At 72.6% G+C, this 21,652-nt stretch carries 17 protein-coding genes, 1 pseudogene and 1 riboswitch; of the genes and pseudogenes, 14 read left to right on the forward strand and 4 right to left on the reverse strand.

Annotated features, from left to right (window positions below; translation table 11 throughout):
* Positions 1–2,939 (forward strand): annotated as a pseudogene (locus ABD299_RS24325) (hypothetical protein); the annotation flags it as partial.
* On the opposite strand, the gene ABD299_RS24330 reads toward ABD299_RS24325, so the two are convergent.
* A complete protein-coding gene (locus tag ABD299_RS24330) occupies positions 2,933–3,220 on the reverse strand; it encodes a hypothetical protein (RefSeq protein ID WP_425581415.1) in 288 nt (95 codons plus the stop codon). The pseudogene ABD299_RS24325 and the gene ABD299_RS24330 overlap by 7 nt on opposite strands.
* A 192-nt stretch (positions 3,221–3,412) precedes the next feature.
* Here ABD299_RS24330 and ABD299_RS24335 point away from each other — a divergent pair, with 192 nt between their 5' ends.
* The 4 genes from ABD299_RS24335 (at position 3,413) to ABD299_RS24350 (ending at position 9,663) form a co-directional block, all read left to right on the forward strand.
* The gene (locus ABD299_RS24335) at positions 3,413–5,899 is read left to right on the forward strand and encodes a nitrate- and nitrite sensing domain-containing protein (protein ID WP_344266746.1); all 2,487 of its coding nucleotides are present in this window, start codon (positions 3,413–3,415) and stop codon (positions 5,897–5,899) included.
* Entirely contained in the window at positions 5,896–6,339 is a 444-nt protein-coding gene (locus ABD299_RS24340; protein WP_344266747.1) for a roadblock/LC7 domain-containing protein, read from the forward strand. Before ABD299_RS24335 ends, ABD299_RS24340 begins: the two co-directional genes overlap by 4 nt.
* A 258-nt stretch (positions 6,340–6,597) precedes the next feature.
* On the forward strand, positions 6,598–8,610 hold the full coding sequence (locus ABD299_RS24345) for an acetoacetate--CoA ligase (RefSeq protein WP_344266749.1): 2,013 nt from the start codon (positions 6,598–6,600) through the stop codon (positions 8,608–8,610).
* 198 nt (positions 8,611–8,808) lie between these two features.
* Positions 8,809–9,663 (forward strand): hypothetical protein, encoded by an 855-nt coding sequence (locus ABD299_RS24350; RefSeq protein ID WP_344266752.1) that lies wholly within the window; start codon positions 8,809–8,811, stop codon positions 9,661–9,663.
* 19 nt (positions 9,664–9,682) lie between these two features.
* Here the strand turns inward: ABD299_RS24350 and ptsP are convergent, their stop codons facing one another.
* Together ptsP and ABD299_RS24360 are read right to left on the reverse strand one after the other, a co-directional pair.
* Positions 9,683–11,353, reverse strand: a complete 1,671-nt coding sequence (ptsP, locus tag ABD299_RS24355) for a phosphoenolpyruvate--protein phosphotransferase (RefSeq protein ID WP_344266755.1) — start codon at positions 11,351–11,353, stop codon at positions 9,683–9,685.
* 1 nt (position 11,354) lies between these two features.
* Positions 11,355–11,807 (reverse strand): PTS sugar transporter subunit IIA, encoded by a 453-nt coding sequence (locus ABD299_RS24360; RefSeq protein ID WP_344266758.1) that lies wholly within the window; start codon positions 11,805–11,807, stop codon positions 11,355–11,357.
* A 173-nt stretch (positions 11,808–11,980) separates the two neighbouring features.
* Between ABD299_RS24360 and clsA the strand changes: the two genes are divergently transcribed.
* The 9 genes from clsA (at position 11,981) to ABD299_RS24405 (ending at position 21,000) form a co-directional block, all read left to right on the forward strand.
* Complete coding sequence (gene clsA, locus ABD299_RS24365; protein WP_344266761.1) at positions 11,981–12,589, forward strand: cardiolipin synthase ClsA; 609 nt, start codon at positions 11,981–11,983, stop codon at positions 12,587–12,589.
* Between the two features lie 115 nt (positions 12,590–12,704).
* Positions 12,705–15,200: a sugar phosphate nucleotidyltransferase gene (locus ABD299_RS24370; protein WP_344266764.1), complete on the forward strand. Its 2,496-nt coding sequence runs from the start codon at positions 12,705–12,707 to the stop codon at positions 15,198–15,200.
* Positions 15,201–15,256: 56 nt separating this feature from the next.
* Complete coding sequence (locus tag ABD299_RS24375; RefSeq protein ID WP_344266767.1) at positions 15,257–16,177, forward strand: DUF881 domain-containing protein; 921 nt, start codon at positions 15,257–15,259, stop codon at positions 16,175–16,177.
* Entirely contained in the window at positions 16,174–16,506 is a 333-nt protein-coding gene (locus ABD299_RS24380) for a small basic family protein (RefSeq protein WP_344266770.1), read from the forward strand. Before ABD299_RS24375 ends, ABD299_RS24380 begins: the two co-directional genes overlap by 4 nt.
* Positions 16,507–16,511: 5 nt before the next feature.
* Positions 16,512–17,366, forward strand: coding sequence for a DUF881 domain-containing protein (locus tag ABD299_RS24385; RefSeq protein WP_344266841.1), 855 nt, complete (start codon positions 16,512–16,514; stop codon positions 17,364–17,366).
* 112 nt (positions 17,367–17,478) lie between these two features.
* Complete coding sequence (locus ABD299_RS24390) at positions 17,479–18,249, forward strand: FHA domain-containing protein (protein WP_425581416.1); 771 nt, start codon at positions 17,479–17,481, stop codon at positions 18,247–18,249.
* A gap of 80 nt (positions 18,250–18,329) precedes the next feature.
* Positions 18,330–18,800: a bifunctional nuclease family protein gene (locus tag ABD299_RS24395; protein WP_344266776.1), complete on the forward strand. Its 471-nt coding sequence runs from the start codon at positions 18,330–18,332 to the stop codon at positions 18,798–18,800.
* Positions 18,801–18,965: 165 nt separating this feature from the next.
* Positions 18,966–19,568, forward strand: coding sequence for a MerR family transcriptional regulator (locus ABD299_RS24400; protein ID WP_425581417.1), 603 nt, complete (start codon positions 18,966–18,968; stop codon positions 19,566–19,568).
* A 58-nt stretch (positions 19,569–19,626) separates the two neighbouring features.
* Positions 19,627–21,000, forward strand: coding sequence for a DNA polymerase IV (locus tag ABD299_RS24405; protein ID WP_344266779.1), 1,374 nt, complete (start codon positions 19,627–19,629; stop codon positions 20,998–21,000).
* On the opposite strand, the gene ABD299_RS24410 is transcribed toward ABD299_RS24405, so the two are convergent.
* A complete protein-coding gene (locus ABD299_RS24410; protein ID WP_344266782.1) occupies positions 20,955–21,335 on the reverse strand; it encodes a PRC-barrel domain-containing protein in 381 nt (126 codons plus the stop codon). The two genes, ABD299_RS24405 and ABD299_RS24410, sit on opposite strands and share 46 nt — an antisense overlap.
* 127 nt (positions 21,336–21,462) lie before the next feature.
* Positions 21,463–21,554, forward strand: a riboswitch (glycine riboswitch).
* The last annotated feature ends 98 nt before the right edge of the window (positions 21,555–21,652 follow it).

The raw sequence follows: 21,652 nt of genomic DNA on the forward strand, positions 1-21,652 counted from the left end.
GTGCGGCCGACGCCGCCCGGGCCGCCGAAGCGGCTCATGCCGCCGAGTACCGGACCGCGGCGGCCCTGGCCGGGGAACAGCGCCTGGCCGGACTGCTCGGGCTCGACGCCGCGCGGCAGGGGACACCGGCACACGTGGCGGTACCGGTGCCCAGGGCCGGGGAGGACGCACAGGCGCCCGACCGGCCGGACGGGGCCGGAGCGGCGGGAGAGCCCGGCACGCTCACCGCAGAGGAACTCGACCGCCACGCCGATGATCTGCTCGGACTCCTGGAGGACGGCGTGGCCGCCGCCGAGCGCCGCCTGTTCGACCTGCGGACGGCCGCCGCGGACGACGCCCGCATCCTGGGCGCACTCGGGGACGGAGGGCTGCTGCCGCCGGGCCCGGACGTCATGGCCACCGTGGAATACCTGGGGGAGCACGGCGTTCCGGCGCTTCCCGGCTGGCGCTACCTTGCCCGTTCGGTGGATCCGGCCGACCACGCCACCGTGCTGGCCGCGCGCCCCGAACTGGTCAACGGAGTCATCATCACCGACGCCGGCAGTCACGCCCGGGCCAGGGAGGTCCTCGCCTCGGCCGCGCTGCTGCCCCGGTCGGCCGTGGTGGTGGGCACCGCCGCCGCGCTGCTCGCTCCCGCCCCGCCCGCCGGAGCCCCGGACAGCGGTGTGTTCCTGGTGCCGCCGAATCCGGCGATGCACGACGAGCGGGCGGCCGACGACGAGCGGAGGGTGCGGCGCGAGCGCGCCGCCGCGCGCGACAAGGACATCCGCGCTCTGGCCGCCCGGATCTCCGCGGACCGCGCCCTGGCCGCTCGCATCACCTCCTGGCGGGCCGGCTGCCCGGCCGGCCGGCTCGCGGCGCTGGCAGACGCCGCCGAGGGAGCCAGGGCCGCGCAGGGTGCCGCGGAACGGCTTCTCACGGACGTGGCCGTGGCCCGGGAGGAGGTCGAGGAGGCAGCGACGGCGGCCGCCCGGGCACGAGAGGAGCGGCAGGAGGCGGCCCAACGCGCGCGCCGCACCGCCGACGCCCTCGCCGGTCTCGCCGGCCGGCTGCGCGAGCGCCCGCGGTGGCAGTCCAGGCTGCAGGAACTCGCCGAGGAAGCAGCCGCGGCGCAGGAGAGGGCTCAGCGGCACCTGGCCTCGGCCCGCGCCGCCGACGAGGACCGGCGAGCGGCACAGCGTGCGGCCGACGACGCGCGCCGCACGGCCAGGGCGCTGCGCGCCGAACGCGCGGAGGTCTCCGGAGTCCCCGACGGCCTTCCCGGGGGGGCCCAGCCGCAGGCCCCTCTGCCGGCCTTGCGGGAGGCCTACCGGTCGGCCTCCCGGCTCTACGAGTCGGTCGGCGTGGGGGCCGATCTGCGGGCCGAACAGGCCCGTGCCGAAAGCGAGGAGAACACGGCCAGGACCGCCCTGGACCGGCTCACCCAGAAGGTCCGCACCCGGGCCGCGAAGCTGCTGGAGAGTCCGGAGGGAGCCGACGCGCCGTCCCGGCAGGCGGCGGCGGCCGGGGCCGAGGCACTGGTGCAGCTGCTGGAGGGGCGGGCCTCGGACGCCAGTGAGCAGCTGGGCCGGCTGCGAGGTGAGGCGGAACGCCTGGCTCCTGCCCAGGGCGGTGCTCACACCGAGCTGCCCGCCGCGTCCGAGCCCCGGGACGCCGGGCACGCCAGGGAACTGCTGCGCGCCGCCACCGCCGACCGCGCCGGATGCGAGGAGGAACTGGCGGCCGCCCGCGCCGCTCACGAGGAGATGCTGGCCGCCCTCCACCGGGCCCGCGAGGCCGCGGCGGACTTCGAGGAGACCGCGCTGCAGCTGCGCGACCTGCTGCGCGACCCGCACGGCTCCGGCGACGCACCCCCTTCCGAGGAGGAGGAGCCATGGCCCGGTGACCCCGCCGGGGCCCGTCAGGCCGCTGCCGAGGCCCGTCGGTCGCTGCGCGGCTGCTCCGCGGACCTCTCCGCGGCCGAGGGCGCCGTCCGGGAGGCCGCCGACCTCTTGGTGCGGCATGCCAACTCCGTGCGCTTCGAGCAGGTCCGCACCCCGGCCCGGCAACAGATCAGGGAGCTGCCGGCCGCCGCGCTGCCCGACCACGCGGCGGCCTGGGCGGAGGCCTTCGCGCCCAGACTCCGGGTACTGACGGACGAGCTGGCGCAACTGGAGCGCAACCGCGACAGCATTGTCGACCGGATGCGCGGGCTGGTCGAGTCCTCCCTGGCCACGCTCCGCTCCGCGCAGCGACTGTCCAGGCTGCCGGACGGACTGGGGGAGTGGTCCGGGCAGGAGTTCCTGCGGATCCGCTTCGAGGAACCGGATCCGGCCACGCTGACCGACCGTCTCGGCGAGGTCGTCGACGAGGTGACCCGCGCAGCCCTGCGCAAGAACTCCGACCTGCGGCGGGACGGCATGTCCCTGCTGCTTGGCGGCGTCCGGGCGGCGCTGGGGCCACGCGGGGTGCGGGTGGAGATCCTCAAGCCGGACGCGGTCCTGCGGGCCGAGCGCGTGCCCGTCGGTCAGATGGGCGATGTCTTCTCGGGCGGGCAACTGCTCACCGCGGCCATCGCTCTGTACTGCACCATGGCCGCGCTGCGCAGCCAGGACCGTGGCCGCGACCGGCACCGGCACGCCGGGACACTGTTCCTGGACAATCCCATCGGCCGGGCCAATGCCACCTACCTGCTGGAGCTTCAGCGTGCCGTCGCCGACGCCCTGGGAGTGCAGCTGCTGTACACCACCGGACTCTTCGACACCACGGCACTCGCCGAGTTCCCCCTGGTGATCCGGCTGCGCAACGACGCGGACCTGCGCGCGGGCCTGAAGTACATCCGGGTCGAGGAACACCTGCGGCCGGGGCTGCCCGACCCCGAGGAGGGAGACCGCGCCGCGCACGGCGAGATCACCGCGACGCGCACGTTCCGCAGGCCCGTTCCGGCGGAGAGTCAGTGACGGCGCAGCAGTCCGCGCCGTTCCCGGGCAGCGCTGCTGGGTACCGACACCACCCCGTGGCGCTGCCGCCAGACCTGGCGGGTCACCCAGATGTCCAGGACCGACCAGGTCGCCACAACGGTGCTGGCCACGGTGCTGAGCAGCGCGGGATAGGCCAGCCAGGCACCCGCCCAGGCACACAGCAGCGCCACCTTCAGCTGAATCAGCGTCAGTGCGATGATCAGGACGGCCCGGACCGCGGCATTGCGCACGGGGTCGGGCATCCGGGGCCTGGCATACACTCCGCCCTCGCTCCCTGCACGGTGAGACGCACGCATATGACCTGCACGGGTCATCGTAGAACGCCTTGCGGCCGGGAACGCACCGAAGAAGGATGTGGCGCGCCGGGCGAAGCGCCGGTGGTTGGGCCGGACCGGTGAAAGCGGACCGCTACCGGTAGTAGGCTCGCGGCACACGGAGAGGAACCGGCCCCCGTGCGCGGGGAGGATCTGGGGGAGGGCATGCGCTTTCGCGGACGCTCGGGCGGGCGGTCGATCCGCCGCAAGATCCTGGCTCTGCTGTCGGTGCCCCTGCTGTCGCTGGTGTCGATCTGGGCATTCGCGACAGCCATCACCGCACAGGAGGCGCGCCAGCTGCTGGCCGTCTCCGCCGTCTTCGACACGCTGGGAGCCCCGGCGCAGGAGGCCGTGCACGCGGTTCAGGAGGAACGCCGCCAGACCCTGGTCTACCTCGCCGATCCCCGCCGCTCGGACGCGCTGAGCGAGCTGCACAGGTCCCGGGAGAGCACCGACGGGGCAGTGGCCGTGGTCCGGAGCCGTGCCGGGGCCGCCCAGGATCTCGGCTCGGGCGCCCGGGACCGGCTGGACGCCCTGCTGGCCGGGCTCGACCGTCTCGACCAGATCCGGGATCAGGTCGGGAGCAACACCGTCAGCCGCAGCGGTGCGCTGGGGTCCTACAACGCCGTCGTGGAGCCCGGACTGGGGCTGGTGTCCGCTCTGCACCTGCTGGAGGACGTGGAGCTGGACCGGCACGGCCGTGCCGTCGCCGGGCTGGGGCAGGCCCGGGAGTTCCTGTCCCAGGAGGACGCGCTGGTGGCAGGGGCGCTGGCCGCCGGCCGCGCCACGGACAAGGAACTGCGGGCACTGACCGACCGGATGGCCGAGCGCCGGCTGGCCTACCGGATGCACCTGCCCGACCTTCCGCTGGAGGAGCGCCAGTCCTTCGAGAGCTTCTGGCAGCACGGCGCCGGCCGGGTGCTCACGACGGTCGAGGAGAGCCTGCTGGAGAACGGCACTGCCACCGTCCGCCAGGACCAGTGGGAGACCGCGACCGCCGCTGCCCTGGACGGACTGCGTGCCCTGGAGGCCGACGCGGGGGAGCGGTACCACGAGCGGGTGGGGCCCGAGGCCGGCGCGGTGCTGACGCGGGCCGCTGCGGCCGGGGTGGTGGGGTTCCTGGCGGTGCTGGTCTCGGTGGTCGTCTCGGTCCGCATCGGCCGGGGACTGGTCCGCGATCTGCGCGAGCTGCGCAAGGAGGCCACGGAGGCCGCCCAGGTCAGGCTGCCGACCGTGCTGCGCAGGCTGGCCGACGGTGAGCGGGTCGACGTGGAGACCGAGGCGCCGCGCCTGGAGTACGGCCAGGACGAGGTCGGCCAGGTGGGACAGGCGCTGAACACCCTTCAGCGGGCCGCGGTGCAGGCCGCGGTGAAGCAGTCCGACACGCGCCGCGGTGTCTCGGACGTCTTCGTCAACCTGGCCCGGCGCAATCAGGTCCTGCTGCACCGTCAGCTGAGCCTGCTGGAGACCATGGAGCGGCGCACCGGGAACCCGGACGAGCTCGCGGAGTTCTACCGGCTGGATCACCTCACCACCCGGATGCGGCGGCACGCGGAAGGACTGGTCATCCTCTCGGGCGCGGCTCCCGCGCGGCAGCTGCGCGGACCGGTGCTGCTGATGGACGTCATCCGGTCGGCGGTTTCCCAGATCGAGGATTACGAGCGGGTCGAGGTCCGCGGGATGCCGTCGCTGGCCGTGACCGGCTCCGCCGTCGCGGACCTCACCCACCTCGTCGCCGAACTGCTGGAGAACGCCACGGTCTTCTCCCCGCCGCACACGGCGGTCCAGGTCACCGGCGAGCGGGTCGCTCAGGGATTCGCCCTGGAGATCCACGACCGAGGGCTGGGCATGACGCCGGAGGCGATGGCCGAGGCCAACCAGCGGCTCGAGGAGACCCCGGAGTTCGACCTGTCCGACACCGACCGTCTGGGACTCTTCGTGGTGTCCCGCCTGGCACGCCGGCTGGAGGTGCGGGTCGGGCTGCAGAAGTCGCCCTACGGCGGGACGACCGCGGTCGTCTTCCTGCCCGGGGAACTGCTGACCGAGGCGGCGGACGCATCCGAGGGAACAGGGCGCCCGGCCGTCGGCGCCCGGCACACGCTTGTGGACGGGCCGATGGACGGGCCGGTGGAGCTGGATGTCTCCGTTCCCCTCTCCGTGCCGGGGCCGGGGAAGGCCGCGCACCCGCCGGAGGCGTCCGGCGACGACCTCATCGAGCACGCCGGCCCCGGTGAGCCCTCACCGCTCACCTCTCTGCCCCGTCAGCGCCGGGTGCCGGTTCTCGTGGCCGACCACGGCCGCACGGTGGGGCACCTGCCCCCCGGTGAGCACCGGGGAGGCGGGGAGAGCGGGCCGGCGCAGCCCACGACCGCGGCGGGGCTGCCCCGCCGGGTGCGCCGCGGCGGGCCGGGCGCGGGTCCCGCCCGGCCGGAGAGCGCCCGGCCGGACACCGGGAATGCCGCCGCACCGGACACCGGCGACGAGGAGAGGGGCGAAATGGATCCGGAGGAGATCCGCAGCCGCATGGCCGCACTGCAGAGCGGCTGGCGGCGGGGACGTGAGCACACCGATGCCCGGCCGGGGAATCCGGCCGGGGACGACAGCGCGAAGGGGCAGCAACCATGACAGCACCCGAGCCCGCCGCCTGGCAGGACAACTCCCCGTCCGGGGACTCGGCCGAACTCGACTGGCTGCTGGACGACCTGGTGACCCGTGTGGCGGGTGTCCAGCACGCCCTGGCCCTGTCCGCCGACGGGCTGGCCCGTGGCTGCTCACGGACTCTGGGCCGGGACGCGGCGGAGCACCTGGCGGCCGTGGCCTCCGGGTTCCACAGCCTCGCCAAGGGCGTCGGACGGCACTTCGAGACCGGCGGCGTGCGCCACACCCTGATCGAACTCGACACCGCCTACCTCTGTGTGGCGGCAGCCGGTTCGGGCAGTTGCCTGGCGGTGTTCGCCGAGACCGAGGCCGACGTCGGCCAGATCGCCTACGAGATCGCCTTGCTGGTCAAGAAGGTGGGTCCGCATCTCACCACGCCGCCGCGCGAGGAACCGTCCGGCTTCTGAGGCCGGCCCGCCGGAAGGGGAAGGGCGGCTTCCGCGCCAAGGCTGCCGATGCGGCCGGGGCCGTGCGCCGGCGGCGTGTCCATGGGGGCCGCACACAGTAGACCTCACAGAGCTGTGTGTGCTCCCCCGCATCCGGGCGATCCCCCTGGTGCGCGGGACGATCACATGGCATCGTCCGATGTCAGCCGCGTTGCGCGCACCACCCCGGCGCGTGCGCGGATGTCCCGCAAACCCTCGCGTCCATGTCCGGGAGTCGTCATGAGTGAAGCGCACGCCGTCCCTTCGTCCCCGCCCGAGCCGCTGTGGCGCCCCGGGGACGAGGCCGTCGAGACGGCCCGCATCACCCGGTTCCACGCCTGGGCGGCGGCGGAGCACGGAGCCCCCGCCCCGGTGCCCGGCGACGCGGAGGCGAGCTACGCGGCGCTTCACCGGTGGTCCGTCACCGAGCTGGAAGCCTTCTGGCAGGCGGTCGCCGAATGGTTCCAGGTGTCCTTCTCCCGTCCGGCGGACGCCGTGCTCGCCGACCGGACCATGCCCGGGGCCCGGTGGTTCACCGGGGCCCGGCTCAACTACGCCGAGCACGCGTTGCGTGCCGCCGACGACCCGGGCCGGGCGGGCGAGCCGGCGCTGCTGCGGGTTGACGAGCGGCACGAACCGTCCGCCGCCACCTGGGGCGAGTTGCGGCGTCAGGTCGGCTCCCTGGCTGCCGCGCTGAGGCGTCTCGGAGTGCGGCCGGGAGACCGCGTCAGCGGTTACCTCCCCAACATCCCCGAAGCCGTTGTCGCGTTCCTGGCGACCGCCGCCGTGGGGGGTGTGTGGACCTCGTGCGCTCCCGACTTCGGGGCCCGCAGTGTGCTCGACCGCTTCCAGCAGATCGAGCCTGCCGTTCTGGTGACGGTGGACGGCTACCGGTACGGGGGCAAGGAGCACGACCGCACGGCCACCGTCGCCGAGCTGCGCCGCGAACTGCCCGGGCTCAAAGCGGTGGTGCACGTTCCGCTGCTGGGTACCCCGGCGCCCGGGGGAGCTCTGGAGTGGGCCGAGCTGACCTCCGAGGACGTGCTGCCCGACTACGAGCAGGTTCCCTTCGACCACCCCCTGTGGGTGCTGTACTCCTCCGGTACCACCGGGCTGCCCAAGGCGATCGTGCAGTCCCAGGGCGGGATCCTGCTCGAACACCTCAAGCAGCTCGGCCTCCACTGCGACCTGGGCCCCGGCGACCGGCTGTTCTGGTACACCTCCACCGGCTGGATGATGTGGAACTTCCTCGTCTCCGGACTGCTGACGGCCACCACCGTCGTGCTCTACGACGGCAGTCCCGGTTACCCGGACACCGGCGCCCAGTGGCGGGTCGCCGAGCGGACCGGGGCGACGCTCTACGGCACGTCCGCCGCCTATGTCATGGCCTGCCGGAAGGACGGGGTGCACCCGGCGCGCGACTTCGACCTGTCGGCCGTGCGCTGTGTCGCGACCACCGGTTCGCCGCTCCCGCCGGACGGGTTCCGCTGGCTGCACGAGAAGGTCTCCCCGGACCTGTGGATCGCCTCGGTCAGCGGCGGCACCGACGTGTGCAGCTGTTTCGCCGGAGCCGTCCCCACCCTCCCGGTGTACGTCGGGGAGCTCCAGGCACCCTGCCTGGGGACGGACCTCCAGGCGTGGGACCCCGCAGGAGGACCGCTGACCGACGAGGTCGGAGAGCTCGTGGTCACCGAGCCGATGCCCTCCATGCCCGTCAGGTTCTGGAACGACGACGACGGCGCCCGCTACCGGGACAGCTACTTCACGATGTACCCGGGGGTGTGGCGTCATGGTGACTGGACGACGCTGACCTCCCGCGGCACCGTGGTGATCCACGGACGCTCGGACTCCACACTGAACCGGCAGGGTGTGCGGATGGGGTCCGCCGACATCTATGAGGCGGTGGAGCGACTGCCGGAGATCCGTGAGTCGCTGGTCATCGGGGTGGAACTGCCCGACGGCGGGTACTGGATGCCGCTCTTCGTCCATCTGGCGCCGGGGGCGGCGCTGGACGACGAGCTGCGCGGCCGTATCCGCCGGCTCATCCGGGCGGAGCTGTCGCCGCGGCACGTTCCGGACGAGGTGATCGAGGTGCCCGGCGTGCCGCACACGCTGACCGGCAAGCGACTGGAGGTGCCGGTCAAGAGGCTGCTGCAGGGCACGCCGATGGAGCGGGCGGTCAACCCCGGCTCGGTCGACGACCTCGCACTGCTGCGGTTCTTCGAGCGGCTCGCCACCGAGCGCGGCGGCTGAGAGCCCGCCCCGCGGTCACTGTCAGTGGCGGTGGCTACGGTACGTGAGTACCCGTCATCCGACCGCTGAGAGGCACACATGGCAAGGACCGGAAGAAACCGGCGCGGCTTGTCCCGGCCGGCGGCAGCGACGGCGAGACGGAAGATCCCCGGCTCCCGCCGCACCTCGCGGCCGGGAGCGCGGGGGCGTGGCGACCTGATGGCGGAGACGGCCCACACGGTGGCCGTCGTCGCCGACCCCGCCGATTTCGCCCGGATGCGGGGATACGCCGGCTTCGCCTCCACCGGCCACCGCGGCTATCTCCGGCGGATGGAACGGCATCTGCGGGGGCTGGCAGCCGGGGGCGGGGAGACCTGGCTGGCCCTGTTCGATCCCGCCGAATACGCGGCCTACTGCGCGCGGGCAGGCCTGGACCCGGACCGCCCCGCCAGCCGCGCCCGGTACACAGGCGAACTGGCCGGCCGTGGCGCCACGGTGCGCTACGACGGCCACGGTCTGCGGCCCGTCCTCCCGGCTCTGCTCGCGGAGGCGGGCAAGGAGCGGCTCCACGAGCTCGGCAGCGGCCTGCTGGACGCGGCCGGACAGTGCCCCGGCTGCGGACGGCCGCACAGCACCTGCGCGTTCGAACGGGCCGCCGCCGTCCTGGCCGGGATGCTGAGGCGGTGCGGGCCGGGCCGCCACCACGTGGTGTGCAGCGTGCGGGTGGCCGGCCATCACCTGACCGCGGCCCTGCCCGCCACGATCGAGGGCGGGCAGATGGTGTGCCGGGAGGAGCCGGACGCCCTGCTGATGTGCACGGTGCTCGCCGCCGGGCTGGCGGCCGGCGCTCCGGGCGGGCTGGTGCTGCGCTCCGCCCCCGGCCCGGGCGGTCACGCGGGAGAACAGGTGCGGGGCTGGCGGCTGGAGACCGGCCGGATCGAGCCGCTGAGCGAGGGGGAGGTGTTCGCCGCGTACTGCACCGACCCCGTCACCGGGGAGCCGGTGCCCCCGGAGGCGGGAGTGCGCCATCTTCCGGGCTGGGCTCTCCCCCCGCACCACTGCGGGCCGGGGTGAGGGCCGCACGCGGAGGGGATCACTCTCCGGACAGCACGGCCAGGGCGGCCCCGCGGGCGTCTCCGGCGCTGTCGGCGGGCCGGGCCGCCGCCGCTGCCCGCTCGCACTGGGCCAGTGTGTGCCGGGCAAGTCCCGCGCGTACCCGGGGCAGTGCGGCCGGCGTCATGGACAAGCTGGTGACGCCCAGCCCGGTCAGCACGCACGCCAGCTGAGGGTCGGCGGCTGCCTCACCGCACACCCCGCAGCTCTTGCCCTCCGCCCGTGCCGACTCCGCGCACAGCGCGATCAGATCGAGCAGCGCCGGGTGCCAGGGGTTGTGGAACCGGGCGAGCTCGCCGGCCTGACGGTCGGCGGCGAAGGCGTACTGCGCGAGGTCGTTGGTGCCCACGGAGAGGAACTCGACCTCCTGCAGCACCGACCGGGCCCGCACCGCGGCGGAGGGAATCTCCACCATCACGCCGTACTTGGCCCGCAGCCCGGCGGCACGGCAGGCGTCGGCGAACAACCGGGCCTCGGCCCGGTCGGCCACCATCGGCGCCATCACCTCCAAGTGGACCGGAAGACCCTCCGCGGCCCGGGCCAGCGCGGTCAGCTGCCCGTGCAGGATCTCCGGATGCGCCAGCAGCGCCCGCAGTCCGCGACGGCCGAGCGCCGGATTGGGTTCCGTGCCCGGGGACAGGAAGTCCAGGGGCTTGTCGGCCCCCGCGTCCAGGACCCGCACCACCACCCGGCTCTCGGGAAAGGCCTCCAGCACCTGGCGGTAGGCCTCTGTCTGCTGCCGTACCGGCGGTGCGGACCCGGTGTCCTTCAGGAACAGGAACTCGGTGCGCAGCAGGCCCACTCCCTCGGCGCCCGCCCCGACCGCCGCGGGGACGTCCGCCGGGCCGCCGATGTTGGCCAGCAGCGGCACCCGGTGACCGTCCGACGTCGCCCCCGGGCCGTCCGTCCGGCCCTGCGCTGCCCGTCTCCGGGCCGCGGTCCCGGTCAGCCGTGCCCGCAGGGCGTTGTCCGGCTCCACCACCACTTCGCCGGTGCTGCCGTCGACGGCGACCACGGTGCCTTCCGCCAGCCGAACGGCACCGGGCAGGGCCACCACGGCGGGAACCCCCAGGGAGCGCGCCAGGATCGCGCTGTGGCTGGTCGGTCCGCCCTCCTCGGTGACGAAGCCCAGCACGAGTGCGGGATCCAGCAGGGCGGTGTCGGCCGGTGCCAGGTCGCGCGCCACGAGCACGAAGGGGCCGTCGCTGTCCGGCACCCCCGGCAGCGGCACCCCGAGCAGCCGGGCCATGAGCCGGTTGCGGACGTCATCGAGGTCCGCCACCCTCCCGGCGAGGTACTCCCCGGCGCCGGTCAGCAGCGCCCGGTAGGCCGCCAGGGAATCGTGCACCGCGCGGGCGGCGGTGGAGCCGACCGCGATCCTCCGCTCGACGTCCGCGATGAGTTCGGGGTCCCTCGCCATCAGGGCCTGGGCCTCCAGTACCGCCTGTGCCTCGCCTCCCGCGAGATTGCCACGGGCGATCAGGTCGGCGGCCACGGCCTCGGCGGCCCGGCGCGCCCGGTCCTGTTCCCGGGGCACCTCCGCGGGACCGGTCCGTCCGTCCGGCGGTTCCAGCACGGTGGTGCCCATCTGCCGGACCTCGCCGACCGCGACACCGTGGCTGACGCCGACTCCTCGCAGTGTTGTCCGCATCTCATCCGTTCCAGCGGAACAGCGGTTCCCCGGCGTCCACGTCGGTGTCCTCGGCGACCCCCGACAGGGCCGCGGCCGGCGCGTCGAGTGCGATCACCGGGCACACCGGGGACCGGCCTGCCGCCTCGACGCCCGCCGGGTCCCAGCGGATCACCGGATCACCGCGCCGGACCCGGTCGCCCTTGCCCGCCAGCAGTTCGAACCCCTCACCGCCGAGCTGCACCGTGTCGATGCCGAGATGGGTGAGGACGCCGTGGCCCTGCTCGTCCACGACCACGTAGGCGTGCGGATGGACCGAGACCAGGATGCCGTCCACGGGCGCGCGCGCCACCGAGGGCTCCCGGAGCGGATCCACCGCGGCACCCGGGCCCACCAGTGAATCGGCGAAGACGGGATCGCGCACCGTGGCGAGCCCCACGGCGCGCCCCGCCATCGGGGAGGTGACAGTAGTCATGAGGGCCCCTCGCGGACAATGGTGAGGAAACGGCCGCCGCCGGCCGGACGGCACGCCACATAAAGGATAAGTCATAGAAACAGTTGTTTCCGGGTCAGGTGCCGGGCACAGGCCGGGAGGCGGGGCCGGGTAGGGTGCACAGGACCGCGGAGTGGGACACGGGAGGAATCCGGGTGGAGGTCCAGGACACGCGCATTCAGACCCATCGGGTCTTCACCGTTCCCAACATCCTGAGCATGGCCCGGCTGCTGGGCGTCCCGCTCTTCCTGCTGCTGGTGCTCTCGCCCGTCTTCGACGGCCCGAACCTGGACGGCTGGGCGCTTCTGGTGCTGGCGGCCAGCGGGATCAGCGACTATCTGGACGGCAAACTGGCCCGCCGCTGGAACCAGGTCAGCGCCCTGGGGAGGGTGCTCGACCCCGCAGCGGACCGGCTGTACATCCTTGCCACCCTCGTGGGGCTCACCTGGCGGGACATCCTCCCCCTGTGGCTCACCGCGCTCCTGCTGGCCAGGGAGCTGGTGCTGCTGGTCGCGGTGATCGTGCTCGACCGCCGGGGCTACGCCCCTCCGCAGGTCAACTTCCTCGGCAAGGCGGCCACCTTCAACCTCATGTACGCCTTCCCGCTGCTGCTCCTCAGCGACGGAAGTGGCTGGGTGTCGTCACTCTCTGCTATCTTCGGATGGGCGTTCGCCGGTTGGGGTACAGCGCTGTACTGGTGGGCAGGGATTCTCTACGTGGTCCAGGTCCGCCGTCTCCTCAAGGCGGACGCCGCGGCCGACTGAGCTCCGCCTCCTGGCAGTGTCGCAGAGGCCTGGTGCCCGTATACAGCTTTTCCGGGGCCCTCCAGATGGGCGCAGTCGGCATGACTGTCGTCTCTCCAAGGAGGACACTTCCGATATGAAGGCCGTCGTAATGGCAGGTGGCGAAGGCACCCGGCTTCGCCCCATGACCGCCAGTATGCCCAAGCCGCTGCTCCCCGTGGCGAACCGTCCGATCATGGAGCACGTGCTCCGGCTGCTCAAGCGGCACGGCCTCACCGAGACCGTGGTGACCGTCCAGTTCCTCGCCTCGCTCGTCAAGAACTACTTCGGCGACGGCGAGGAACTCGGGATGGATCTCACGTACGCCAACGAGGAGAAACCTCTGGGCACCGCCGGGAGTGTGAAGAACGCCGAGGAGGCTCTCAAGGACGACTCATTCCTGGTGATCTCCGGTGACGCGCTCACCGATTTCGATCTGACCGATCTCATCCGCTTCCACCGCGAACGAGGCGCCCTGGTGACGGTGTGCCTCACGCGTGTTCCGAATCCGCTGGAATTCGGCATCACCATCGTCGACGACGAGGGCAGGGTCGAGCGCTTCCTTGAAAAGCCGACCTGGGGGCAGGTCTTCTCGGACACGGTCAACACCGGCATCTATGTCATGGAGCCGGAGGTCTTCGACTATGTGGACCCGGATGTGCCGGTCGACTGGTCCGGCGATGTCTTCCCCCGTCTGATGAAGGAGGGGCGGCCCATCTACGGGTACATCGCCGAGGGCTACTGGGAGGACGTCGGCACCCACGAGAGCTACGTCAAGGCGCAGGCCGACGTCCTGGAGGGGAAGGTCGACGTCGAGATCGACGGCTTCGAGATCTCCCCCGGAGTATGGATGGCCGAGGGGGCCGAGGTCCATCCGGACGCCCAGTTGCGCGGCCCCCTGTACGTCGGGGACTACGCCAAGGTCGAGGCCGGGGCGGAGATCCGCGAGCACACGGTCATCGGGTCCAACGTCATCGTCAAGTCCGACGCCTTCCTCCACAGGGCGGTCGTGCACGACAACGTCTATGTCGGCCCGCAGAGCAATCTGCGCGGCTGCGTGGTGGGCCGGAACACGGACGTCATGCGGGCAGCCCGCATCGAGGACGGCGCCATTATCGGCGACGAGTGTCTTGTCGGTGAAGAATCGATTGTGCAGGGCAATGTGCGGGTCTACCCGTTCAAGACGGTCGAGGCCGGTGCCTTCGTCAACACCTCGGTGATCTGGGAGTCCCGCGGCCAGGCACACCTCTTCGGCGCCCGTGGCGTGTCCGGCATCCTGAACGTGGAGATCACCCCGGAACTCGCCGTCCGGCTCGCCAGCGCCTATGCCACCACGCTGAAGAAGGGCTCGACGGTCACCACCGCCCGGGACCACTCCCGAGGGGCCCGGGCCCTGAAGCGTGCCGTCATCTCCGCTCTCCAGGCGAGCGCGATCGATGTACGGGACCTGGAGAACGTTCCCTTGCCGGTGGCGCGCCAGCAGACCGCCCGCGGCAGCGCGGGCGGTGTGATGATCCGGACCACGCCCGGGGTGCCGGACTCGGTGGACATCATGTTCTTCGACGAACGGGGAGCAGACCTCTCCCAGGCCGGCCAGCGGAAACTCGACCGCGTCTACGCCCGCCACGAGTACCGCCGTGCCTTCCCCGGGGAGATCGGCGACCTCCGGTTCCCTGCCAGCGTGTTCGACGCCTACACCGGTTCCGTCCTGCGCGCGGTGGACACCACGGGGGTGCCGGAGGCGGGACTGAAGGTGGTCGTCGACGCCGCGGGCGGCAGCGCCGGACTGGTACTGCCCAGCCTGCTGGGCCGGCTCGGGGTGGACGCCCTGACGATCAACCCGGGCCTCGACGAGGCCCGGCCGACCGAGAGCCCCGAGGAGCGGCGGGCGGCTCTGACGCGGCTGGGGGAGATCGTCTCGTCGGCCCGGGCGGCCTTCGGTGTCCGGTTCGACCCGGTGGGGGAACGTCTGTCCCTGGTCGACGAGCGCGGCCGGATCGTCGAGGACGATCGCGCCCTGCTCGTCATGCTGGACCTGGTGGCCGCAGAGCGGCGCACCGGAACGGTCGCACTGCCGGTCACCACGACACGAATCGCCGAGCAGGTGGCGGCCTATCACGGCACACAGGTGGAGTGGACCACGACCTCGCCCGGCGATCTCACCAGAGTGGCCGGCAAGGAGGGAACCATCTTCGGTGGTGACGGGCGCGGTGGCCTCATCGTGCCGGAGTTCAGCAGCGTCTTCGACGCGACGGCGGCCTTCGTCCGGCTGACCGGCCTGGTCGCCCGGACACAGCTGTCACTGAGCCAGATCGACGCCCGCATTCCGCGAGCGCACGTCCTGCGCCGGGACATCGCCACGCCCTGGGCGGTCAAGGGGCTGGTGATGCGCCAGGTGGTCGAGGCGGCCGGCGACAGGTCGGTGGACACCACGGACGGGGTGCGGGTGGTCGAGGCCGACGGACGGTGGGTCATGGTGCTGCCCGACCCGGCCGAGGCGGTGACCCATCTGTGGGCCGAGGGGCCCGACGACGCGGCGGCCCGGGACCTGCTGGACACCTGGGCGGTGGTGGTCGACAGCGCCGACCGCTGACCCATGACGGGGGGCCGTTTCGATCTCTGCGGGCCGGCCGTGCGACCATGTCCGCCATGTCGCAGCAGCACTCCGGGGAACGGGACATGCCCGGCCCGGCCCGTCCGGCCCCGCCGCCGGACGCCTCCATGTGGCTGCTGCACCAGGTCATGGATCACACCCTGGACGAGGGCTACGAAGAGGCGGCGGCGCGCCGGGCCGCCGAAGGGCGAACCGGCGTGCCCCGTCCGCTGCGCGCCAGACTCTGGCTCGCGGGAGGCCTGGCGCTCGCGGCGCTGATCTTCACCTTGGGGGCCGCCCAGACACGCGTGGCGGCCCCCTCGGTGGCCAAGGAGCGCGAGGAGCTGACCGAGCGGATCGAGGCGGGCACCGCCCAGCTGGACCGCCTGCAGGAAGAGGTCGACGAACTGGGCGCGGCCGTCGAGGAGCGGCAGCGTGAGGCGCTGCGGCTCGAGGGCGGCGGCAGCGATCTGGTGGCGCTGCTGGCCGGTGCGACCGCCGTGGAGGGCCCCGGGCTCGAGCTGGTGATCGACGACGCCGAGGGGGCCGGGCAGGGCCTGGGCGGCGGACCCCGGGACGGGGGCGGTTTCTCCGACACCGGCCGGGTCCGCGACCGGGACCTGCAGCGGGTCGTCAACGGGCTGTGGCAGGCCGGTGCCGAGGCACTGGCGGTCAACGGCCAGCGGCTGACCTCCGTGTCCGCGATACGAGCGGCAGGGGACGCCGTGCTGGTGGACAACCGGCCGCTCGTGCCGCCGTACACCCTGCTCGCGGTCGGGGACGGCCAGGCGCTGCGGGCCGGGTTCGAGAACACCGCCGACGGCCTGTACCTGGGGGTACTCCAGGACAACTACGGCGTACGGGTCGCCTCCTCGGTCAAGGACAAGGTGCACATACCCGCCGCCCCGAGCCTGACCCTCCGGTCGGCGGCACCGGTGGAAGAGCCGGCCGAGACAGGACAAGGAAACGCATCGTGATCGCCATTGTGGGGCTGCTCCTGGGAGTGCTGGTCGGAATCATCACCCGGCCGGTGGTGCCGATGGTCGTGGAGCCCTACCTTCCGATCGCGGTGGTGGCCGCGCTGGACGCCGTGTTCGGCGGTCTGCGTGCCAGACTCGACGGCAAATTCGACGACAAGGTGTTCGTGGTCTCCTTCCTCTCCAACGTGGTGGTCGCCGCGCTGATCGTGTTCCTCGGCGACCAGCTGGGAGTGGGAGCCCAGTTGTCCACGGGCGTGGTGGTGGTCCTGGGCATCCGCATCTTCTCCAACGCGGCGGCCATCCGCCGGCACATCTTCCGGGCGTGAGCGCGATGACGGACAGGACACCACCTCCGCACGATCCCGGCTCCCGGCCGGCCTCCGGAGAGGAAACCTCTGCCATCGGTGAGCCGGCCCCGGAGGGTCCGGCAGAGGCCACGGGAGAGCCGGCCACCGCCGGGAAGCCGGTCACCGGGCGCCAGGCCCTGCTGAGCGGGCTGTGGCCGCCACGTGTGACGCGTGCCCAGCTGACCGTGGCCCTGCTGCTGTTCGTTCTCGGGCTGGGACTGGCCATCCAGGTGCGCGCCGCAGGGGAGGAGGGCGGTGCGCTGCGGGGCGCCCGGCCCGAGGATCTCGTGCGCATCCTGAGCGATCTGGACGACCGGACCAAGAGGCTGGAGGAGGAGCGGGCCCGGCTGGAGGAGCAGCGAACCGAGCTGGAGAACAGCTCCGATCAGGCCGAGGAGGCCCGTCGGCAGACTCAGGAACGCCGGCGTCAGCTCGGCGTGCTGGCCGGCACTGTCGCCGCGGAGGGCCCAGGGGTGACGCTGCGCATCGACGACCCGGCGGGCACGGTCCGGGCCGACATGCTGCTGGACGCGGTCCAGGAACTGCGGGCAGCGGGGGCCGAGGCGATGCAGATCAACGAGGTCCGCGTGGTGGCGAGCACGTCCTTCGTGGACGGGGACGGCGGGGTCCTGGTGGACGGCGTCCGGATCACCGAGCCGTTCCGGGTGGAGGCGATCGGCCGGCCGCAGGATCTCGAGCCCGCGCTGAACATCCCAGGGGGCGTGGTGCAGTCGCTGGAGAAGGAACAGGCAAGTGTGACGGTGAGCCGTCCGGACAAGATCACTGTGGACGCCTTGCGGTCGGCGGAGCGGCCTGACTACGCTCAGTCAGCCCCATGATCACCGGCTATCGGGGACCGGAGGGCTGCCGGAGCTGTGCACTGCCCGGTGAGGGAAACTGAACGGGGGCCGCGGACGTTGGCAGGATGTCCGACGCGGTCCATGAGAGAGAATGGACCGTCCCGTCCACGGATGGGACGGACCGACGGTGCGAGGGGAATTGCCGGTGAGATTTTTCGCTAGATTGTTCGGCAGGCGTCAGAGTGGCACGGACAGTGCCGCACGCCACAGCGCCCGCCAGCACGGCGAGACGCCGGCGGGCGCGGACCGCGAGCGGCCGATGTTCCGCGACGAGGTCGCCGGGAAGGACGCCCCGCAGGCGGGAATAGGCGCAGGCGGGGCCGGCGCGGGCACGCTGACCTGCTCCAGGTGCGGCAGCGGCAACGCCGCGACCAGCCGGTTCTGCTCGAACTGCGGCAACGCCCTGCGCGAGGGCCGGACGCCCGAGGTGGCCTCCGAGACCACCTCCACCATCTCGATCTCCGGTCTCGAGGCGTACGAGGCCGAGGCGACCGGTCAGCAGGCCGCGCCCTCGCTGTCCCCGGAGGCCCAGGCGGCCGTCGACGCGTTGCCGGCGGGGTCCGCCCTCCTGGTGGTCAGGCGGGGCCCGAACTCCGGAAGCCGTTTCCTGCTCGACAGCGAGGTGACCACCGCGGGGCGTCACCCGGAGAGCGACATCTTCCTGGACGACGTGACGGTCTCCCGGCGGCACGTGGAGTTCCGCCGGCGGGCCGAGGGCGGGTTCTCGGTCGCCGACGTGGGTTCCCTCAACGGCACCTACGTCAACCGGGAGCGTATCGACTCCCTGCTGCTGACCAACGGGGACGAGGTGCAGATCGGCAAGTACCGCTTGGTCTTCTTCGCCGGCCAGCAGGCCGGCTGAGCCGCCGCCCGGGGCGCGGAAGGCACCGCCTGGCGGTGTCCGACTATCCAAACGCCCCGGGCCCGTCCTAGGGTTGCTGTGTGAATCAGCTCGACGTCGTGGGTGTCCGGGTGGAAATGCCCAACAACCAGCCCATCGTGCTCCTGCGGGAAGTGGGAGGCGATCGCTACCTCCCGATCTGGATCGGCCCGGGGGAGGCGACCGCCATCGCCTTCGCCCAGCAGGGAATGGCTCCTCCCCGTCCGCTGACGCACGACCTGTTCAAGGACGTGCTGGAGGCGCTCGGCCAGGAGCTGAGCGAGGTGCGCATCACTGATCTGAGAGACGGCATCTTCTACGCCGAACTGGTCTTCGCCGGCGGCGTCGAGGTCAGTGCCCGTCCGTCCGACGCGATAGCACTGGCCCTGCGGGCCGGTACGCCGATCTACAGCAGCGACGAGGTGCTGGACGACGCGGGGATCATCATCCCGGACGAGCAGGAGGACGAGGTCGAGAAGTTCCGCGAGTTTCTCGACCAGATCTCTCCGGAGGACTTCGGCAGCAGTCAGTAGCCCGCCAAACCCCGGTAGCAGTGCGTGGCGATCGTTGACGCACCCGGTGCGGGTACCTAGCGTCAATGGGGCATGTCTTGGGAGGAGCGCCGTGCGTGTGCTCGCGAGGGGTCACACCGGGAGAGCACCGGGAGCACGGTCGGGGCATGCAGAACGGAGGCCGGCGTGACAGGTAACGGCGAGAGCGGAGCGGTGGGCGGGGTGTCCGCCCTGCCGGGCGCACCGCAGCGCCCGGGGCTGCGGCACACAGTGGCCCGGCAGAACCGCGGCACGCCGGAGAAGCTGGGCTACCGGGGGCCCAGCGCGTGCGCCGCCGCCGGCATCACCTACCGCCAGCTCGACTACTGGGCGCGCACCGGCCTGGTGGAGCCCAGTGTGCGTCCGGCCCACGGGTCGGGCACCCAGCGGCTGTACAGCTTCCGCGACATCCTCGTCCTCAAGATCGTCAAGCGCCTCCTGGACGCGGGGGTGTCCCTGCAGAGCATCCGCACCGCCGTGCGTGCCCTGCGTTCGGGGGAGCTCGCCGAACTGGCCGATCTGACCCTGATGAGCGACGGGGCCGCCGTGTACCGCTGCGACTCGCCCGACGACCTGGCCGAGCTGCTGCGAGGGGGCCGGGGCGTCTTCGGTATCGCGGTCGGAGCGGTATGGGCGGATGTGCAGAGCGCACTGGCCCAGCTGCAGGCCGAGCGGGTGGACACCGGTGAGTCCGTGCTCCGTGACCACCCGGGCGACGAGCTGGCCCGCCGCCGGCACCGTCCCGGCTGACGTCCGGCCGGCGGCCGCAGCGGGGCCCGTGTCGGTGCGGTCCGGCATCATTCGTGGTGTGAGGGGACATCCGGCCATCCTGCATCTGGACATGGATGCCTTCTATGCCGCGGTCGAGCAGAGGGCCAAGCCCAGCCTGCGCGGCAAGCCCGTGGTCGTCGGCGGTCTCGGGCCGCGCGGTGTGGTGGCGACGGCCTCGTACGAGGCCCGCACGTACGGCGTGCACTCGGCCATGCCCGTCGCCCAGGCCAGGGCCCGCTGCCCGAACGCGGCGTATCTGACCCCGCGATTCGGCCTGTACCGGCAGGTCAGCGACACGGTCATGGAGCTCCTCGCGGAGCTGTCGCCGCTGGTGGAGCCGCTCAGTCTGGACGAGGCGTTCGTCGACCTCGCCGTCGGCGGAGCTGCCGTGACCACCGAAGAGGCGCTCACCACCGGCCGTGCGTTGCGGGCGCGCATCCGCGCGGCCACCGGACTGAGCGGTTCGGTCGGGCTCGCCGGTTCCAAGATGCTTGCCAAGATCGCTTCCGAGCAGGCGAAGCCCGACGGCCTGGTGCTCATCGCGCCCGGTACCGAGCGGGAGTTCCTGGCACCGATGTCCGTCCGGGTCCTGCCCGGAGTCGGCCCCGCAACGGACCGCGCCCTCCGGCGGGCCGGGATCGGCACGGTCGCCGAGGCGGCCGCGGCCGGCAAGGAGGAACTGGTCCGGCTCCTGGGACAGGCCCAGGGGGTCGCTGTGCACACCATGGCCCAGGGGGTGGACGACCGGCCGGTCGTGGCCGAGCGCGACGCGAAGTCGGTGTCGGTGGAGGACACCTTCGACACCGACCTGACGGACCGCCCCCTTGTCAGGGCCCAGGTGGACCGCCTGGCCGGGCGGTGCGCGGAGCGGCTGCGGACAGCCGGACGGTCGGCCCGCACAGTGGTACTCAAGGTGCGCGGTCATGACTTCACCACCCTCACCCGGTCGGAGACCCTGCGCGGTCCCACCGACGAGCCCGCGGTCATCAGGGAAGCGGCGGCCCGTCTGCTGGAAGGAGTCGACACCACGGCCGGGGTCCGGCTGCTGGGCGTGGGGGTCACCGCTCTGGCCGGGTACACCCAGGAAGATCTCTTCGCCCAGCGGTCGCAGACCCCGGGCGGACATGCGGCCACCGCACCGCCGGAGCCGCCCGCGCCCGCGCAGCCTCCGCCCTCCGCGGTCCGGCGTTGGCTGCCCGGTCTCGATGTGCGCCACGTGAAGCACGGCCCGGGCTGGGTGCAGGGAAGTGGCGTGGGACGGGTAACGGTGCGCTTCGAGCAGCCTGGATCACAGCCCGGCCGCGTGCGCACCTTCTCCATGGACGACCCGGAGCTGGAACCGGGTGAGCCCTTGCCGCTGCCTGCTCAGCCTTTGCCGTCGGACGGCGAGGGCCGGCCGGAGTCCCTGTAGGCGACGTGGCCGACCCTGTCCCGGCTCACATCCAGGCCGTAGTGGTGGTAGAGCTGTAGCTCCTGTTCGGGCGACAGATGCCGGCCCACCCCGAAATCGGGTGCCTCCTTGACCAGGGTCCGGTCGAAGGGAACCCGGAGGGTGTCCTCCACCAGCTCGCTGGGACCGAGCGGGACGAACGCGTCCCGGCTGAACAGACCGGTGCGCACCGCCGCCCACTCCGGTATGCCGGTCGCGTCGTCCAGATACACCTCGTCAACGGTGCCGATCTTCGCTCCGTGACGGTCGAAGGCCTTGCGTCCGATCAGGCTGCGGGGGTCGATATGCGTATGCACGAGTTCCTCCCAGAATCACCACGTCTGCAGGACGCGTACCCACGATTGCCGGAAAGGCACGCGCTCCACCGGCCCAGCCGGGCTCCTGCCCCGGTGGAACGCCGCTGATAGGCTCGAAGACGGCTGACGACCTCAGGCGGGAGAGTCCCCCGGCAACGGGGGCGCCGAAGGAGCAACTCCTCCCCGGAATCTCTCAGGCCCACGTACCGCGTGAGTCAGGCCACTCTGGAAAGCAGGGGGACCGCTGGGCGATGCCGCCCACGGGACCGCCTCACCGACGGTGCAAGCCGGCCCGCTCCGCGGCGGACGGCGAAGCT

Source organism: Streptomyces sodiiphilus, assembly GCF_039529215.1.
GTDB lineage: Bacteria > Actinomycetota > Actinomycetes > Streptomycetales > Streptomycetaceae > Streptomyces > Streptomyces sodiiphilus.

What these genes read in the sequence shown, in the direction of transcription:
- ABD299_RS24375 (WP_344266767.1), top strand. Translation starts at nt 15,257, where the DNA reads ATGTCGCAGCAGCACTCCGGGGAACGGGACATGCCCGGCCCGGCCCGT.
- ABD299_RS24360 (WP_344266758.1), bottom strand. Translation starts at nt 11,807, where the DNA reads ATGACTACTGTCACCTCCCCGATGGCGGGGCGCGCCGTGGGGCTCGCC.
- ABD299_RS24385 (WP_344266841.1), top strand. Translation starts at nt 16,512, where the DNA reads ATGACGGACAGGACACCACCTCCGCACGATCCCGGCTCCCGGCCGGCC.
- ptsP (WP_344266755.1), bottom strand. Translation starts at nt 11,353, where the DNA reads ATGCGGACAACACTGCGAGGAGTCGGCGTCAGCCACGGTGTCGCGGTC.
- ABD299_RS24390 (WP_425581416.1), top strand. Translation starts at nt 17,479, where the DNA reads ATGGACCGTCCCGTCCACGGATGGGACGGACCGACGGTGCGAGGGGAA.
- ABD299_RS24340 (WP_344266747.1), top strand. Translation starts at nt 5,896, where the DNA reads ATGACAGCACCCGAGCCCGCCGCCTGGCAGGACAACTCCCCGTCCGGG.
- ABD299_RS24350 (WP_344266752.1), top strand. Translation starts at nt 8,809, where the DNA reads ATGGCGGAGACGGCCCACACGGTGGCCGTCGTCGCCGACCCCGCCGAT.
- ABD299_RS24345 (WP_344266749.1), top strand. Translation starts at nt 6,598, where the DNA reads ATGAGTGAAGCGCACGCCGTCCCTTCGTCCCCGCCCGAGCCGCTGTGG.
- ABD299_RS24370 (WP_344266764.1), top strand. Translation starts at nt 12,705, where the DNA reads ATGAAGGCCGTCGTAATGGCAGGTGGCGAAGGCACCCGGCTTCGCCCC.